Source organism: Pseudomonas putida (assembly GCF_005080685.1).
In the GTDB taxonomy this organism is placed as follows: Bacteria; Pseudomonadota; Gammaproteobacteria; order Pseudomonadales; family Pseudomonadaceae; genus Aquipseudomonas; species Aquipseudomonas putida_V.
The window spans coordinates 1854154-1871966 of the sequence record NZ_CP039371.1 but is presented as its reverse complement, the minus strand read 5'-3'; the positions used below and the strand labels follow the sequence as shown (position 1 = coordinate 1871966).

Below are 17813 nucleotides of genomic sequence, written 5' to 3'. Positions count from 1 at the left end.
AAGCGCTTTACCAATCCAGGCTCAAGCGGCTCTCGAAGTACCGAGCCTCGCCTGTCAACGGGTCCTCGAAGCGCAAACTCTTGGCCAGCAGCTTCAATGGCTTCTGGTAATCGTCTTGTTCATTGACCAGTTGCGGATAGAACGGATCGTTGCAGATCGCCGCCCCCAATGCTGCCATGTGCACACGCAACTGGTGGGTCTTGCCAGTCACTGGCGACAACCCGTAACGCCACAGCTCCCCCTGCTTTTCCAGCACCTCGGCCAGTGTTTCGCTGTTGTCCTCGCCTGCCACCTCGTGCATGCGGAAGAATGGCTCGCCATGCACCAGACGGCTGCGGTGCACCAGGGGAAACTCATGCTGTGGCAAAGCTGCGGCGATGGCCTGGTAGCGTTTGTCGATACGCCGCTCAGGGAACAGCCGCTGGTAGGCACTGCGCGATTGCGGGTTGGCGGAGAACAGCACCAGCCCTGCGGTATGCCGGTCGATGCGGTGCAGCGGCACCAGATGAGGGTTGTCCAAGCGACGGATCAGCCGACGCAGCAAGGTCTGCTCGACATACTCGCCAGTGGGCGTGACCGGCAGGAAGTGCGGCTTGTCCGCCACTACCAGATGCTCATCCACATGCAGGATATGCTCCTGCACAGGGATCGGCTTTTCATTGGGCACCTCGCGAAAATAGTGCAGGCGCATGCCCCGCCGATAAGGCAGGTCAGCGGCCACCGCACGCCCCTCGGCATCCAGCACCCGCCCCCGGGCGAAGCGGTCGAGCCATTGTCCGCGATCGATTGCCTTGAAGTGATCGCACAGGCAATCGAGCACCGTCACCCAATTGCCAGGTGGCAGGCAAACGGTGCTGGCTTGCTGGCGGGCGGGGTCGAACGGCGTGGTCATGGCAGGGCTCGGCAATCTAGAGGGAGGCATTATCCCCTACAGCGACCCGCCTCAACCAGCCTGGGCTGGAGAAGGAACCTGTGCCTCGCAGTACGCCTTCAGCCAGCGCAGCACCTGTACCGCCTCCCAGCGGCCAGGGTCGTAAAGGGCATACACCAGCCCTTCATAGCCCACCACGTCAAGCCCGCGATGGTAGCCGGCACGCTGGAACAGGGCCTCGATCTCGGCGAAGCAGGTGTTGAAATGCACTTTGCCGAACGGCGTGCGGTCATCCGTCACCAGGCCTTCGAGGCGTAATTCCAGGACGGCGTCGAGTACACGCTCCACGGGCAAGTGGTTGACGCTGTACTTGAGTTGCTCGACATTGAGCATGAGTTCATCCCGATACTGTATTTATATACAGCATACGGACTTGCCCACGCCCACGTCAATTCAACCCAGGAACGCCACCACCTGTTCGGCGTCGAAGGGCCACAGCAGTTCGGCACCGGTATCGCAGCGGCGTAGCACCGGAATGATCAGGCCATAGCGCTCGACCATGATCTCTTGGTCGGCGATGTCGACCAGCTCGACCAGCAGGCCATGGTCGACGAAGGGCATCAGTACGGCTTCGGCCACTTCGCACAAGTGGCACCCGAGGGTGCCGAACAGTTGGCATTCAGGGAGCATGGTCAGGTCCAGGTTGGCCAGTGCAAGAGCCTATTCTAGGCCGGAGCTGACCGCCATGCACCCGCCCTGCTCAATCCTGGCTGGTCGCGCCGATGCGGTGCAGCGACAGGTCCGCCCCCTGGAACTCCTGTTCATGGCTCAAGCGCAGGCCGCGCACCGCACGCACGGCGCCATAGACGGCAAAGCCACCGACCAGGGCCACCAGCACACCCGCCAAGCTGCCCAGCAACTGGCTCACCAGGCTGACCCCGCCCATGCCGCCCAGCGCCGCCTGGCCGAACACGCCACAGGCGATCCCGCCCCAGACGCCGCACAGGCCATGCAATGGCCATACGCCGAGCACATCGTCGATCTTCCAGCGGTTCTGTGCTGCCGTGAACGCCCAGACGAACAGGGCGCCGGCCACAAGGCCGGTGGCCAGTGCGCCGATCGGGTGCATCAGGTCGGAGCCTGCGCAAATCGCCACCAATCCCGCCAGCGGGCCGTTGTGCAGGAAGCCTGGGTCGTTGCGCCCGGCCACCAGCGCCGCCAAGGTGCCGCCGACCATGGCCATCAGCGAGTTGATCGCCACCAGGCCACTGACGCCCTGCAGGGTCTGTGCGCTCATCACGTTGAAGCCGAACCAGCCGATGATCAGGATCCACGACCCCAGCGCCAGGAACGGAATGCTCGACGGCGCGAAGGCCACCAGGCGTCCATCACGATATCGCCCGCGCCGTGCGCCCAGCAGCACCACGGCAGCCAAGGCCAGCCAGCCGCCCATGGCGTGCACCACCACCGACCCGGCGAAGTCGTGGAACGGCGCGCCGAAGCGTGCCTCGAGCCAGGCTTGCAGCCCCAGGTTGCCGTTCCACACGATGCCTTCGAAGAATGGATAGACGAAGGCCACGATCAACGCCGTGGCGCAAAGCTGTGGCGCAAACCGCGCACGCTCGGCGATACCGCCGGAGATGATGGCCGGGATCGCTGCGGCGAAGGTCAGCAGGAAGAAGCATTTGACCAGCGCATAACCATGATCGACGGCCAGCTGCGGCGCCGGCTGGAAGAAGCTGACACCGTAGGCGATCCAGTAGCCGACGAAAAAATAAACCAGGGCCGAGATGGCGAAGTCGCTCAGTATCTTCGATAGTGCATTGACCTGGTTCTTGTGGCGCACGGTGCCGACTTCGAGAAAGGCGAAGCCGGCGTGCATGGCCAGCACCAGAATGGCGCCCATGAGGATGAAAAGCGTATTGGAGCCATGGACCAAAGAGTCCATCGCGCTGTGCATATGTTCCATGACGTAGGCAGACCTGCTTAAAAAAGCACCAGGACAGTTCAAGAACCTACATCCATGCACCTAATTGGTGCCAGGCCCCTGCCCCGTTTCGGCGATCCGGGTGAAGCCTGCGTTGGTTTTTTCTTGGGTTTGTCTTGGATTGGGTTAAGGTTTCATCGATGTTCGCCAGGGTTTGCCCTGTCTCGGAGCAAACGGTGGGAGCAACGCCCCGCGAGGTAGCAAAAACGATTCTCGTAGTAAGCAAGGCCCGTACCAGCGCCCACAATGAACCTTCGGCGCGCCCCATCACTCGAAATAGCCACACACACTTACAGGGAGAGCCCTAATGGCCAGCAAATCGGCAAAGACTGCTCAGGAAATCTTGATGGCTGACTTCCAGGCTTTGGTGCGTGACACCGAAAAGCTGCTCGCCGACACCGCCAACCTGGCGGGTGACCAGGCGGACGAGTTGCGCGGGCAGATCCACGAGCGCCTGGCCCAGGCGCGCGAAACCCTGCAACTGACCCAGGACTCGGTGCGCGAACGCGGCCAGGCAGCCCTGGGCACCGCCGAGCAATACGTTCAGGAAAAACCCTGGCACGCCATCGGCATCGCCGCCGGCGTCGGCCTGCTGATCGGCCTGCTGGCCAATCGGCGCTAAGGAGAGCCCGATGGAAAATGACACCCTCGGTGCCGGCGCGTCAGGCAAACGCCTGGGCGCCGCCCTGTTGGGGCTGTTGCACAGCCACATCGAACTGTTCGGTATCGAACTGCAAGAGCAAAAAGGCCGCACGCTCAAGCTGCTGCTGTTCGCAGGCTTGGCCCTGGTCTTTGCCCTGCTGTTGCTGACCGCGTTGTCGGGGCTGCTGCTGGTGTTGCTGTGGGACAGCTATCGTCTGGCCGGGATCATCGGCTTGTGCGTGTTCTACGGCATCGCCGCGTTGTACTGCGGCCTGCGCCTGAAGGCGGCCGTGTTCGACGAGTCCTCGCCGTTCCACGCCACCCTCGAAGAACTCGCCAAGGATCGGGAGCGCCTGTTGCCATGAGCCTGCCTGAATTGCCGAACACGCGTAATCCGCGTGAGTTGCGCAAGGCGCTGTTGCGTCTGCGCATGGAGATGCACCGCCAGGAGATTCGCCACGAATCGGGGCAGTTGTTGCAACCCTTGCAGCGCATGCGCGGGATGGGCAGCGCAGCGCTGCATGAGGGTTTGGGTATCAAGCAGGCCCCGTTGTGGGGGCTGGGCGCCGTGGTGGCGCTGGGCTTTCTGACCGGCAAAGGCGTGCGCAGCGGCAACCTCACGCGCCTGGTACGCCTGGGCAGCAGCCTGCTGCCATTGCTGCGCCTGTACCTGCGTAGCGGTCGCCAGCCCTGACCTCGATCGGCCTGGCGCTTGCACCGCTGGGCCCGACACGGGAAGCTATGCCCATCGACCGACAGGAGATCGCGCCTTGGACTGGCAAACCCTGCTCACCCGCGAACGTTTGGGCAAAGCCCTGTACAGCCCTGAGGAACTGGGGCGCAGCCCCTTCCACAAGGATCACGATCGGATCATCTTCTCCGGCGCCTTCCGCCGCCTGGGGCGTAAGACCCAGGTGCACCCGGTATCGAGCAACGACCACATCCACACCCGGCTCACCCACTCGCTGGAAGTCAGTTGCGTGGGCCGCTCTCTGGCCATGCGTGTGGGCGAGACCCTGCGCGAGCAACTGCCCGACTGGTGCGCGCCCAGCGACCTGGGCATGATCGTGCAGTCGGCCTGCCTGGCCCACGATATCGGCAACCCGCCTTTCGGCCACTCCGGCGAGGACGCCATCCGCCACTGGTTCCAGCAGGCGGCTGGCCGCGGCTGGCTCGACGACATGACGGACGACCAGCGCGCCGACTTTCTCAACTTCGAGGGCAATGCCCAAGGCTTCCGGGTACTCACCCAACTCGAATACCACCAGTTCGACGGCGGCACCCGGCTGACCTACGCCACGCTCGGCACCTACCTCAAATACCCCTGGAGTGCGCGGCATGCCGACGCCCTGGGTTACAAGAAACACAAGTTCGGCAGCTACCAGAGCGAACTGCCGCTGCTCGAACAGATCGCCCGCAAGCTCGACTTGCCGCAACTGGAGCCGCAACGCTGGGCGCGTCATCCGCTGGTCTATCTGATGGAGGCAGCCGACGACATCTGCTACGCCCTGATCGACCTGGAGGACGGCTTGGAAATGGACTTGCTGCACTACACGGAAGTCGAGCACCTGCTGCTCGATCTGGTCGGCGATGACCTGCCCGACACCTACCGCCAGCTCGGCCCTGGCGATTCACGTCGGCGCAAACTGGCGATCTTGCGCGGCAAGGCGATCGAGCACCTGACCAATGCCGCTGCCCGCGCCTTCGTCGAACAGCAGACGGCATTGCTGGCCGGCCGCCTCGGCGGCGACCTGGTCGAGCACATGCATGGCCCGGCCAAGCGCTGCGTGCTGCAAGCCAAGGACATGGCACGCAAGAAAATCTTCCAGGACAAACGCAAGACCCTTCACGAAATCGGCGCGTACACCACCCTCGAGATCCTGCTCAACACCTTCTGTGGTGCGGCCCTGGAGCAGCACGGCGGGCGTACCCCATCGTTCAAGAGCCGCCGGGTACTCGACCTGCTCGGCAACAACGCGCCAGACCCGCACGGCTCGCTGCACGGAGCCTTCCTGCGGATGATCGACTTCATCGCCGGCATGACCGACAGCTACGCCAGTGAAATGGCCCACGAAATGACCGGGCATTCTAGCCCGATCTGAGCGACGGCGCAGTAACATGAAGTTACTGCTGCTGCGCCGAGGCTTAAGCGCATTCCTACATCAGCAAGCTGTAACTAAACAAGTCGAAAACACCAAATAAATAGTTACCAAAATCAGTTTGATCTTTAAATTAGTCACTTTTCCCGTAGCCCTATTTTTGTTTCGCTGTAAGCCATTTCCCATATATCAATAACTGCCATTCCTACTATGCCCGCCGACTTCCAACTGAGCTAAGGTGCGATCTGCCTTTCGCCACCGCCAGCAGGGAAGTTTTATATGCACTCCGTATTCATTGTCGACGACCATCCGGTAATCCGTCTGGCCGTTCGTATGTTGTTGGAAAACCAAGGCTACAAAATCGCCGGCGAATCGGACAATGGCGTCGACGCCATGCAGATGGTTCGCGAAGCCCAGCCAGACCTGGTCATCCTCGATATCAGCATTCCCAAGCTAGACGGCCTGGAGGTGCTTTCACGCTTCCAGTCGATGTCCCTGCCACTCAAGGTGCTGGTACTCACCGCGCAGTCGCCGGCGTTGTTCGCCGTGCGTTGCATGCATTCGGGCGCGGCCGGCTACGTCTGCAAGCAGGAGGACCTGGGCGAACTGCTCAGCGCAATCAAGGCCGTACTTGCCGGTTACAACTACTTCCCCAGCCAGGCGATAAATGGTGGCAACGAGAGCACCAACGCCGACTTGCAACTGTTCCGCCAGGTCAACGACCGGGAGTTGATGGTGCTGCAACTTTTCGCCCAGGGGCGCACCAACAAGGAAATTGCCCAGGGGATGTTTCTCAGCAGCAAAACCGTCAGCACTTACAAGAAGCGCCTGATGCAGAAACTTCAGGTCAACTCACTCGTCGACCTGATCGACATGGCCAAACGCAACGCGCTGGTCTGAGGCCGGAACATGCCACGCTACCTCCCCCACCTGTTGCTCGCGCTGGCACTGGTCGGCGCCGAGGCTCGGGCCTCCGAGCCGCCGCCCACCCCCTACATGCTGCTGCCACGTTCCACAGCCAATCCCGTCCAGCCGCCCCTGAGCGATCCCCAGCGGCGCTGGCTACAGAGCCGCCGGCAACTGCTGCTGGGTACCTCGGCCCCGGACTATCCGCCGTTCGATATCACCACGGGCGGGCGTGACTACCAAGGGCTGACAGCCGAGTACGCGCACCTGATCGGCAAGGCGCTCGAGGTTCCGATACGGGTGGTGCGCTACCCCTCCCGCAATGCCGCGGTCGACGCGCTCAAACGCGGCGACATCGACTTGCTCGGCAGCGCCAATGGCTACGAGGCGGCGGTCGATGGCCTGGCGCTGTCACACCCGTATGCAGTCGACCAGCCAGTGCTGGTGACTCGCGAGGATGAAACGCGTCCACTCGACGACGGGCTGACCGACATGCGCCTGGGCACGCTCGACCACTATCTGCCCAGCGAGGAGATCCACACCACCTACCCCAAGGCCAGGCTGATGGCGTTCGGTTCGACCACCCAAGCGCTCAATGCCGTCGCTTTCGGCCAGGCCGATGTGTTCATCGGCGATACCATTTCCACCCACTACCAACTGCACCGGGGCCACCTTCCCGGCCTGCGCATGGCCAACTTCAGCAAGCACGAGGCCGTAGGCTTCGGCTTCGCCATGCGCAGCCAGGACACACTGCTGCACACCCTGGTGAACACGGCCCTCGACAGCCAGCCCAGCGCTGTGCACGGCAGCATCTTCAAGCGCTGGAGCGCCGGCAGCGACCTGCTGCTGACCGATCGCCAGCTGCAACTCACCCCGGCCGAAAGCCAATGGCTACGCCAACACCCGGTGATGCGCGTGGCCATCGACGAGACGGCCGCTCCGGTATCGTTCTTCGACGTCGGCGGCCATTTTCGCGGGGTCACCGCCGACCTGCTCGAGCTGATTCGCCTGCGCACCGGCCTGCGCTTCGAGGTGCAACGCGCCAGCGGCACCGCCGACATGCTGGCACGCCTCGAAGGTGGCCGGGTCGACCTGATCGCCGCGCTGGCCAGCGACAACCTTGACGCCCAGCACCTGCGCATCAGCCGCCCCTATCTCGAAAGCACCCAGGTGCTGGTCACCCGTGATGACCAGCAGCAGGTCGCTTCACTGGACGACCTGCAAGGGCGGCGCATCGCGATCACCCGCTACAGCACGCTGGACGAGCTGCTCGCTCGCGATTTTCCACAAATCGCCTGGATCGAGACCGAAAACACCTACTACTCGATCGCGCTGCTCGAGACAGGCGCCGTCGACGCCGTAATCACCACCCTCATCGATGCCAACCATGCCATCAGCCAAAGCCCTGCGCTGATCATCCGCAGCGCCATCGACACCGAGCCTGCCAGCTTCGCGATGGCCACGCGTGTCAACGACACTGAATTGGCATCGGTGCTGGACAAGGCCCTGGCGAGCATCTCGCCAGAGGAGTTGGGGGTGATCAACAACCGCTGGCGCGGCTACGGGCCGCCGGACAACAAGCGCTGGCAACGACTGCGCCACCTGGCCGTGCAAGTATTGCTGGGCACCGGCGTATTGCTGGTACTTGCAGTGCTCTGGAACACCCGGCTACGTCGGCAGATCCGCCAGCGCCAGCAGGCCGAACGGGCTCTGGGCGATCAGCTGGCGTTCATGCGAGCGTTGCTCAACGGCACCCCCCACCCCATGTACGTGCGCGACCGTGAAGGGCATTTGCAGAGCTGCAATAACAGCTACCTGGAGGCCGTGCAGGCCTGCGCCGAAGATGCGATCGGCAAGCGTCTGGAGCAGAGCCCGTTCTGTGACCCGGCGCATGCCAGGCAGATAGAAGCCGACTACCAGCAGGTCATGCGCGCCGGTACACCGCTGATCCTCGATCGACCGCTGCACGTGCGCGGCCGGGAGATGACCATCTACCACTGGATCCTGCCTTATCGCGACTCACTGGGCGAGGTGCAGGGCATCATCGGCGGCTGGATCGACATCAGCGAGCGCCGCGAACTGGTCGAGGAACTGCGCCTGGCCAAGCAGCAAGCCGATGATGCCAACCGCGCCAAGAGCACCTTCCTGGCAACCATCAGCCATGAGATTCGTACGCCGATGAATGCGCTCATTGGCATGCTCGAGCTAGCCTCCATGCGTGCCGAACAGGGCCAGCTCGACCGCACCGCGCTAGACGTCGCGTACCAGTCGGGCCGCGACCTGCTGGGCCTGATCGGTGACATCCTGGACATTGCCAGGATCGAATCGGGTCATATGTCGCTGGTGCCGGAGACCGTCGACGTGGCAGCCCTGATCGCTTCGGTGGAGCGGGTGTTCGAGGGCCAGGCACGGCAGAAGGGCCTGGTACTGGAGACCGAGATCGCCCCCAGCGCCTGCTGCCATGCCCTGCTCGACCCGCTGCGCCTCAAGCAGATCCTGTCCAACCTGGTCAGCAATGCGATCAAGTTCACCGATCATGGCCAAGTGCGCATCCAGGCCTGCGTTCCCGATGCATGTGAAGAGGATCCGCCGAGCCTGCTGCTGGAAGTCCGCGACAGCGGCATCGGCATCCACGACGATGACATGCAACGCCTCTTCACCCCCTTCGCCCAAGCCAATCCGCACAGCCAGGGCGCCCGCGCCGGCACTGGCCTGGGCCTGGCCATCTGCCGCAGCCTCGCCGAGATGATGGGCGCCAGCCTGCAACTGAAGAGCCTGCAGGGTGTCGGCACCCAGGTACGCCTGTCGCTGCCGCTGTACCGGGCCGAAGCGCCGACGGCCGAGGTCCGGCCAGCCGAATACCTGGTCTCACCCAACCCGCACTTGAGGGTACTGGTGATCGATGATCACCCCGCCAACCTGTTGTTGATGGCCCACCAGCTCAACCACCTGGGCCTGCAACAAACCACAGCGCAAGACGGCCGCGAAGGCTTGGCGACATTCCGCAACGGCCAGTTCGATGTGGTGATCGTCGATTGCAACATGCCGCACATGAACGGCTATCAACTGGCCCGGGCGATACGCGCCCATGAGCGCAAGCATGGTTTGGCTCCCTGCACCCTGCTCGGCTACACGGCCAATGCCCAGCCCGAAGTACGCCAGCGCTGCCTGGATGCAGGCATGGACGATTGCCTGCTCAAGCCCATCAGTCTGGCCACCCTGTGCAAGCACCTCGCACGCGTACTGCCGCGCCAACTGGAGCGACCGGCGACTGATCGGCCGTTCGACCTCAGCGGCCTGGACGCCGTCGTCGGCCTGGTGGCAGAGGATCGCGAGCGGTTCCTCGACACGGTGCGCGAGAGCTTGCGCCAGGACTACCTCACGCTGATGGCCCTGGTTATCGAATGCGATGCAGGGGGGCTGGTGGAGCAGGCACACAAGATCCTCAGCGTGGCGCGGATGCTGGAGGCAAAACCGATGATGGCGGCCTGTGCGGCCTTGGAGGAAGAAGGGTTGAGCGTGACGCAGTTGAGGGTGCGTCGGCAGGCACTGGCGCGGCACATGCGCCGCGTGGAAAAAGCCCTGGGCCAACCTGTGCAGGTTGGGCCGGGGCTTTGAAGGGGCAGCGCCACGGCATGGGAGCCTGGCGCCACTCCAGCAGGATCAGGAAGCCGGGTTGATCGGCTTTTCCGGATACCAGGCATCCAGCAGCGGGCTGACTTCGACCTTGGTCAGTTCGCTACGGCCTTTGAGCCAGGCTTCGACGGTGGCACGCTGCTCTTCGGTGACCGAGCCGCGTTCAGCCTTGCAGACCAGGCCGAAATCATCGCCGCCGACGTAGTCCAGGCCGTTGGCATCCATGGCGTCTGCCAGGAATGCATCGAGGAAGGCATCGATGGCTTCGTCGGACAGGTCTTCCTTGAAATCCAGGTTCAGTTCGAAACCCAGCTCCTGGAATTCATCGACGCACAGCTTCTTGCGCAGACGACGGGAACGGTTGGTAGCCATGAAACAATCCTCTTGAGTATTAACGCGCGGCACTTTACCAGTTTCCGCTGCCGTTCGGGCCTTTTCCGTCGAACAGGGTTCACCGCAGCCACGCTTGGGGCATAATGCGCACTATATTTCGTCCTGGGGTGATCATTCCTTACAGCCCCAATGTCTTTCTCCCTCGTCCGCAGGGTATTTATCACACATGATCAAAACGCTCCGTCCCCTCTTTCTTGCCAGCCTGCTGTTGCCGCTGGCAATGCCCAGCCAGGCCGCTGCCGTCAACACTACCCTGCCCCCAAGGTGCAACAGGCCCTGAAGGCCAACAAGCTGCAGGACAACGCCCTGTCGCTGGTGATGCTGCCGCTCGACGGGCCGGGCACCGCGACGGTATTCAATGCCGATGCGTCGGTGAACCCGGCCTCGACCATGAAACTGGTCACCACCTACGCCGCGCTCGAACTGCTCGGCCCGACCTTTCAATGGAAGACCGAGTTCTACACCGATGGCTCCCTGAGCAACGGCGTGCTCAACGGCAACCTCTACCTCAAGGGTGGCGGCGACCCCAAGCTGAACATGGAAAAGCTCTGGTTGCTGATGCGCGACCTGCGCGCCAACGGTGTGCGTACGGTCACCGGCGACCTGGTGCTGGACCGCAGCCATTTCGTGCAGCCCAACCTGCCGCAATTCGATGACGACGGCGGTGACGTCAACAAGCCGTTCCTGGTCAAGCCCGACTCGCTGATGGTCAACCTCAAGGCCCTGCGTTTCGTGACCCGTAACGACGGTGGCAAGGTTACCGTGGCGGTCGAGCCGCCGATCGCCAGTATCCGCATCGACAACCAGGTCAAGCCTGTGGCGTCCAAGCAGTGCACAGGCGATGTGCGCTACAACCCGGTGCCCCAGGCCGACGGCATCAGCGTGACGGTCAGTGGCCAGCTGGGTGATGGCTGCAACTCGCAGACCTACCTGTCGCTGCTCGACCACCCCACCTACGCCGCCGGCGCCGTGCGCGCGATCTGGAGCGAGCTGGGTGGCAGCATCCAGGGCCGCGACCGAGTCGAGAACGTGCCCAAGAGCGCGCGCCTTTTGGCGCGGGCCTTCTCCCCCGATCTGGTCGAGGTGATCCGCGACATCAACAAGTACAGCAACAACACCATGGCCCAGCAGCTTTTCCTCAGCCTCGGCGCGCAGTTCCGCACCGATGCCGACGGCGACGACGCTCGAGCCGCGCAGCGAGTAGTGCGCCAGTGGCTGGCCAAGAAAGGCATCACCGCGCCGCACCTGGTGATGGAGAACGGCTCGGGCCTGTCGCGGGCCGAGCGGGTCAGTACCCGTGAGATGGCGGCTCTGCTTCAGGCAGCCTGGAAGAGCCCGTACTCGGCGGAGTTCATCAGCTCGATGCCGCTGGTGGGCATGGACGGCACCATGCGCAAACGCCTCAAGCGCACCGCGATGGCCGGCGAAGGGCACATCAAGACCGGAACGCTGAACACGGTGCGCGCGATTGCCGGCTTCAGCCGGGACAACAATGGTCACACCTGGGCGGTAGCGGCGATCCTCAACGACCCGAAACCCTGGGGGGCCTCGCAAGTGCTCGATCAGGTACTGCTGGACCTGTATCGCCAGCCCAAGGTGGCTGACAGCACTGCGGCGAACTGAGGCGGCGTTGCACCTGTACGGGCGGGCTTGCCCAGCGAACACGGGCGTAGCCCGTGCCAGGCACCGCGGTGGCCCATTCGCGGGCAAGCCCGCTCCTACAGGATGATCTCCGCCCCCAGGCCCTGCGCTATCCCTGTGGGAGCTGGCTTGCCTGCGAACACGGGCGTAGCCCGTGCCAGGCACCGCGGTGGCCCATTCGCGGGCAAGCCCGCTCCTACAGGATGATCTCCGCCCCCAGGCACTACGCTATCCCTGTGGGGCTGGCTTGCGAACACGGGCGTAGCCCGTGCCAGGCACCGCGGTGGCCCATTCGCGGGCAAGCCCGCTCCTACAGGATGATCTCCGCCCCCAGGCCCTGCGCTATCCCTGTGGGAGCTGGCTTGCCTGCGAACACGGGCGTAGCCCGTGCCAGGCACCGCGGTGGCTCATTCGCGGGCAAGCCCGCTCCTACAGGATGATCTCCGCCTCCAGGCCCTGCGCTATCCCTGTGGGAGCTGGCTTGCCTGCGAACACGGGCGTAGCCCGTGCCAGGCACTGCGGTGGCCCATTCGCGGGCAAGCCCGCTCCTACAGGATGATCTCCGCCTCCAGGCCCTGCGCTATCCCTGTGGGAGCTGGCTTGCCTGCGAACACGGGCGTAGCCCGTGCCAGGCACTGCGGTAGCCCATTCGCGGGCAAGCCCGCTCCTACAGGATGATCTCCGCCTCCAGGCCCTGCGCTATCCCTGTGGGAGCTGGCTTGCCTGCGAACACGGGCGTAGCCCGTGCCAGGCACTGCAGGGTCTTCAGGACTGACCGCCTTCGACCCGGTCGCGTCCGGCCTGCTTGGCCGCATACACGCCGGAATCGGCACGCAGCAACAGCGCATCGGCGCCCTCCCCCGGGCGCCAGCCCGCCACGCCGAAGCTCGCAGTGACCTGCCCAACGCTCTCCACCGGCATGCCCCTCACGGTCTGCCACAGCTCGAGCGCCAGCATGCGCCCCTGCGCGGCACTGGCTCCCGGGCACAACACCATGAACTCCTCGCCACCCAGCCGGCAAAATACATCGGTACGGCGCAAGCGTTGGCCAATACGCTGGCACAGGCTGCGCAGCACCTGGTCACCCGCCGCATGGCCGAAGCGATCGTTGATGCGCTTGAAATGGTCGATATCGAGCATGATCACCGCCAGATCCGTACCTTCGCGCTGGGCTCGGTCAAGTTCGGTCTTCAGGCGATCTTGGAAATAACGGCGATTGTGGATACCGGTCAGCGCATCGGTGACCGACAGCGCTCGCAATTCTTCCTCGACCCGCTTCAAATCGGTAATGTCGGTCAGGTACCCATGCCACAGCGTGAAATCATGCTGCTTGCCGCGCTCAGGCGTCGCCTCGCCACGCACCCAACGCAGGCCGGCACGCGGCAGGCAGACCCGGTACTCCTCGCGCCAGGGTGTCAGGTGCTCGGCCGAGTAACGCACCGAACGACGCACCCGCTCCAAGTCGTCGGGGTGGATACGCTCGAACACTGCCGTGGCGTCCTCGCGCAGCACCTGCAGGTCGACTTCATAAATGTCGTAGAGCCCCTGGCTGGCATAAGGGAAACACGAGTGGCCATCGGCATCCAGGCGATACTGGTAGATACCCCCCGGCACCTCGTCGCTGAGTTTTTCCAGCAGGCGATCACGCGAGGCCAACGCCTCGTGCACGCGGCGACGCTCGGTGACATCGATGCAGACCGCCAGGTATCCCACCCACAAACCCTGCTCATCGAGCACCGCGCTCACCAGCATGTTGGCCAGCAACTGGCTGCCGTCCTTGCGCAGCAACGTCCACTCCATGGGCTCGCCACTGCCCTCTTGCAGTAACGCCTCGCCCTCGCGCCCGTGGCGCAGGTGCAAGGCGTGGGCACGCCTGTGGAGTTCGGCCGGCAACACCAGCTCCTCCAGATGCACGCGCCCCACCACCTCGCTGGCGGTGTGACCGAGCATGCGCTCGGCACCGGCGTTGAAGGTGGTGATCAGGCCCTTGAGGCTGGTCGCGATGATAGCCACCTGGGTAGCGGCATCGAGCACACTGCGCAGCTGGTTGTGCGTATCGCGTAACGACTGCTCGCTGACCCGCAATTGCGCGGTACGCTGCTCGACCACGGCCAATGCCCGCTGCCGCTGGCTGAAGAGGTTGTAGAGCAAGGCACTGAGCAGCAGGCTCAACAAGCCCCCAGAGCGGCGAGCACCAGCGCGACGGAAGAGCGATTGGCAGCGAGGAAAGCCTGGCTGGGGCGTAAGTCAAGCCGGTATTGGTGGTCGGCCATGTGCAACACGTAAGCGCTGGACAACGACAACGGCGCCAGCGCATTGCCCGAGTCGAACAGTACTTCGCCACCGCCAAGGCCGGAGGGGTCAACCACGCGCACCACCAGGTTGTCGTCACCAGCGCCCGAAAGCCCCTCGCCAAGCAGCTGGCGCATGCTCAGCACAGCCATCACATAGCCCAACGGCAGGCCGCCATCGTGGTCCTCGGCGAACACCGGAGCGACCATCAACAGCCCACGGGTGTGCTCCGGCGGCATGTTGATCAGGTCCAGAGGTGGCGACACAGCCATGCTGCCTGGTACCGTGGCGCGCGCCAGTGTCGCCTGGCGCAGCGGCTGGCCAGCCAGGTCCAAGCCATAGGGTTGCCCGAGCAGATTGGCAGCCTGGGTATAGAACACCGGAAAGTGCACCGGGCGCGCCGATGCCGGTTGCCAGTTGCCCTGGGCGTCGCGATCCCGAATCACATAATCGCGACCAAGCCAGGCACTGGCCCGACGCTCGAACTCGGCACGCTGCCCTTGCTCGACCCGCGGCGCCCACGAATAGGCCTGGGTGCGCTGCAGCAATGGCCGCGCATAGCCGTCGAATTCGCTTGGCGTGATGGCATCGGAGTAGGTGAAAAAGCGGCGCAGGCCATCCAGGCGCTGCTCTTGCTCATCGAGTCGCTCGGCGAGCCGACTATAGCGCTCGCCCGCCAGCCACTCGAAGCGCTGGCGCAGCTTCTGCTTGTACAGATCCTGCGCTCCCAGGGCGAGCGCCGCCGAGAGCAAGCCACCCGCCACCAGCGCCACCAGCGCAACCCCCCAGGCCGGCAGGCTGAACCTGCCCAGGCCAGAGCACTTCGCACGCACCTTGGACATAGCACCATCTCGTCACGTCAGCGTCCTGCGAATTATCTTGGCCCTGAGCAAGTTATAGCCATTGGCCATTAGCCGCGCAACCCCGCCCCTCTCAGCGCAATTGCAGGCGCCAAGCGCGGTGGATACGGTTGTTGCGGGCAAAGTCCGGATCCAGGGTCTGGGCGCTGATCTCCTCCACTGCGTAGCGTGCCAGCAGGTGCTCGTCGAGCTGGAACTTGCGGAAGTTGTTGGAGAAGTACAGCACCCCGCCCGGGGCCAGACGCGCCATGGCCAGGTCCAGCAACTGCACGTGGTCGCGCTGCACGTCGAACACTCCTTCCATGCGCTTGGAGTTGGAGAAGGTCGGCGGATCGATGAAGATCAGGTCGTAGCTGTCGCGATTGCCCTCGAGCCAGGCCATCACGTCGCCCTGTTCGAGCCGGTTACGCTCGGAGAAGCCGTTGAGCGACAGGTTGCGTCGGGCCCAGTCCAGGTAGGTCTTGGACAAGTCGACGCTGGTGGTGCTGCGCGCACCGCCCTTGGCCGCATGCACGGTCGCCGTGGCGGTATAGCAGAACAGGTTGAGGAAGCGTTTGCCGGCCGCCTCGCGCTGGATACGCATGCGCATCGGCCGGTGGTCGAGGAACAGGCCGGTGTCGAGGTAGTCGGTGAGGTTGACCAGCAGTTTCACGCCGCCCTCGACGACTTCCATGAACCGCCCTTCGGTACCCTGGCGCTCGTACTGGCGCGTGCCGGTCTGGCGCTCGCGACGCTTGAGCACGACACGCTGCGGGTCGACGCCCAATGCCTGGGGAATGGCCGACAGGGCGTCGAGCAGGCGCGCCTGGGCCTTTTCCGGATCTACCGAACGTGGCGCTGCGTACTCTTGCACATGCACCCAGTCCTGGTACAGGTCCACCGCCAGGGCGTACTCGGGCATGTCGGCATCATAGACACGGTAGCAACCGACCTGCTCGCGGCGGGCCCATTTACCCAGCTGCTTGAAGTTTCTCTGCAGGCGGTTGGCGAACATCTGCGCACCTTCCGACAGCCGCGCCGGTTCGCTGGCAATCGCCTCGCGGGCACGTGGCTGGGCGTCGTCGGCCTGGGCATCGCGGCGCTCGCCGGTGACGAACTGGTCGGGCTGCACTTTGAACAGCAGCAGTTTGCACGGCAAGGCGCCGTTCCAGAACGCATATTGCTTGTGGCTGCGGATGCCCATGCGCTTGCCCAGTTCAGGCGCACCCGTGAACACTGCCGCCTCCCAACCCATGCAGGCCTGGCGCAGGCGTTCGCCAAGGTTCTGGTAGAGGTACAGCAGGCTGGCTTCATCACCCAGGCGCTCGCCGTAGGGCGGGTTGCTGATGACCAGGCCCTTCTGGTTCTGGGCGGGGCGCGGCTCGAAGCTTGCGACCTCGCCCTGGTAGATTTTCACCCAGTCGCCGAGCCCGGCGCGCTCGACGTTGTTGCGCCCCGGCTGGATCAGCCGCGGGTCGGCCTCATAGCCACGAATCCACAGCGGTGGCTTGGCCAGACCGGCCTCGGCACGCGCCTGTGCTTCTTCATGCACCTTGCGCCACAGCGCCGGCACATGGCCGAGCCAGGCTGTGAAGCCCCAGCGTTCGCGCTTGAGATTGGGGGCCATGTCGGCAGCGATCATCGCCGCCTCGACCAGGAAGGTGCCCACACCGCACATCGGGTCGGCCAGCGCCCCGCCGGCTGCGGCGATGCGTGGCCAGCCTGCGCGGATCAACACGGCTGCCGCAAGGTTTTCCTTGAGCGGCGCAGCGCCCTGCTGCAAGCGATAACCGCGCTGGTGCAGGCTGTGGCCGGAGAGGTCGAGCGAAAGGATCGCCTCGCCACGGTCCAGGCGCAGGTGCACGCGCACGTCCGGGTCGACTTTCTCCACCGAAGGGCGCAGGCCTTCACGGTTGCGCAGCTTGTCGACGATGGCGTCCTTGACCTTCAGCGCGCCGAAATGGGTGTTGTCGATGCCGGAGCCGTGGCCGCTGAACTCCACCGCCAGGGTGCCATCGGCAGCCAGGTGGTCGGCCCAGTCGAGCCCGTGCACGCCGTCGTAGAGGTCGTCGGCGTTCTTCATGGCAAAGCGCTTGAGCACCAGCAGCACGCGGTTGGCCAGGCGCGACCAGAGACACAGGCGGTAGGCGGTTTCCATGTCGGCGGCGCCGCGGATGGCCGAGGTGTGCTCGCGCACATCCTCCAGGCCCAGGCTCCTGGCCTCTTCGGCAAGCAGGCCTTCAAGGCCTTTGGGGCAGGTGAGATAGAGTTCGAAACGGTCCGACATGAGTCTTCCAGAGCCTTGGGCTGTTTGAGTGACGAGGCGACGCATCGCCTTGCCGATGTTTGCCCGAACGCTCTTTTTGCAAGCGTCCGGGTGGCTGCCACCGCGCGTACTGCGCGAAGGACAGGCCGGGCCGCCTGGTGCATGGGCTGCTTGCCGGGTGGCAAAAACAGCTTAGATCATCAGGCAGTACGAAAGATTTCCAACGACAGGGAGCCAATGT

12 protein-coding genes and 2 pseudogenes are annotated in these 17813 nt (G+C 64.1%); 7 read left to right on the top strand and 7 right to left on the bottom strand.

All coding sequences use genetic code 11. From position 1 onward, the window contains the following. Positions 1-7: 7 nt before the first annotated feature. The 4 genes from E6B08_RS08905 to E6B08_RS08890 all read right to left on the bottom strand — a co-directional run bounded on the left by E6B08_RS08905 (position 8) and on the right by E6B08_RS08890 (position 2840). Positions 8-892: a pseudouridine synthase gene (locus tag E6B08_RS08905; protein WP_136913669.1), complete on the bottom strand. Its 885-nt coding sequence runs from the start codon at positions 890-892 to the stop codon at positions 8-10. Between the two features lie 51 nt (positions 893-943). Next, entirely contained in the window at positions 944-1264 is a 321-nt protein-coding gene (locus E6B08_RS08900; protein ID WP_136913668.1) for a transcriptional regulator, read from the bottom strand. A gap of 60 nt (positions 1265-1324) precedes the next feature. Beyond that, entirely contained in the window at positions 1325-1561 is a 237-nt protein-coding gene (locus tag E6B08_RS08895) for a glutaredoxin family protein (RefSeq protein WP_136913667.1), read from the bottom strand. A gap of 70 nt (positions 1562-1631) precedes the next feature. Next, a complete protein-coding gene (locus tag E6B08_RS08890; protein ID WP_136913666.1) occupies positions 1632-2840 on the bottom strand; it encodes an ammonium transporter in 1209 nt (402 codons plus the stop codon). A 325-nt stretch (positions 2841-3165) separates the two neighbouring features. Here E6B08_RS08890 and E6B08_RS08885 point away from each other — a divergent pair, with 325 nt between their 5' ends. From E6B08_RS08885 to E6B08_RS08860, 6 genes are all read left to right on the top strand, one after another. Further along, positions 3166-3480: a DUF883 family protein gene (locus E6B08_RS08885; protein ID WP_136913665.1), complete on the top strand. Its 315-nt coding sequence runs from the start codon at positions 3166-3168 to the stop codon at positions 3478-3480. Between the two features lie 10 nt (positions 3481-3490). After that, positions 3491-3865, top strand: a complete 375-nt coding sequence (locus tag E6B08_RS08880) for a phage holin family protein (RefSeq protein WP_136913664.1) — start codon at positions 3491-3493, stop codon at positions 3863-3865. Beyond that, positions 3862-4194 (top strand): hypothetical protein, encoded by a 333-nt coding sequence (locus tag E6B08_RS08875; RefSeq protein WP_136913663.1) that lies wholly within the window; start codon positions 3862-3864, stop codon positions 4192-4194. Before E6B08_RS08880 ends, E6B08_RS08875 begins: the two co-directional genes overlap by 4 nt. A 76-nt stretch (positions 4195-4270) precedes the next feature. Beyond that, positions 4271-5602: a deoxyguanosinetriphosphate triphosphohydrolase gene (locus tag E6B08_RS08870; protein ID WP_136913662.1), complete on the top strand. Its 1332-nt coding sequence runs from the start codon at positions 4271-4273 to the stop codon at positions 5600-5602. Positions 5603-5878: 276 nt separating this feature from the next. Continuing rightward, positions 5879-6499 (top strand): response regulator transcription factor, encoded by a 621-nt coding sequence (locus E6B08_RS08865; protein ID WP_136913661.1) that lies wholly within the window; start codon positions 5879-5881, stop codon positions 6497-6499. Between the two features lie 9 nt (positions 6500-6508). Next, entirely contained in the window at positions 6509-10123 is a 3615-nt protein-coding gene (locus E6B08_RS08860) for a transporter substrate-binding domain-containing protein (RefSeq protein WP_136913660.1), read from the top strand. Positions 10124-10168: 45 nt separating this feature from the next. Here the strand turns inward: E6B08_RS08860 and E6B08_RS08855 are convergent, their stop codons facing one another. Continuing rightward, positions 10169-10513, bottom strand: coding sequence for a YggL family protein (locus tag E6B08_RS08855; RefSeq protein ID WP_136913659.1), 345 nt, complete (start codon positions 10511-10513; stop codon positions 10169-10171). Between the two features lie 187 nt (positions 10514-10700). Here E6B08_RS08855 and dacB point away from each other — a divergent pair. Beyond that, a pseudogene (dacB, locus tag E6B08_RS08850) lies at positions 10701-12157 on the top strand (D-alanyl-D-alanine carboxypeptidase/D-alanyl-D-alanine-endopeptidase). Between the two features lie 783 nt (positions 12158-12940). On the opposite strand, the pseudogene E6B08_RS08840 reads toward dacB, so the two are convergent. Together E6B08_RS08840 and rlmKL are read right to left on the bottom strand one after the other, a co-directional pair. Then, a pseudogene (locus E6B08_RS08840) lies at positions 12941-15309 on the bottom strand (diguanylate cyclase). 91 nt (positions 15310-15400) lie between these two features. Next, entirely contained in the window at positions 15401-17593 is a 2193-nt protein-coding gene (rlmKL, locus tag E6B08_RS08835; RefSeq protein ID WP_136913658.1) for a bifunctional 23S rRNA (guanine(2069)-N(7))-methyltransferase RlmK/23S rRNA (guanine(2445)-N(2))-methyltransferase RlmL, read from the bottom strand. Between the last annotated feature and the right edge of the window lie 220 nt (positions 17594-17813).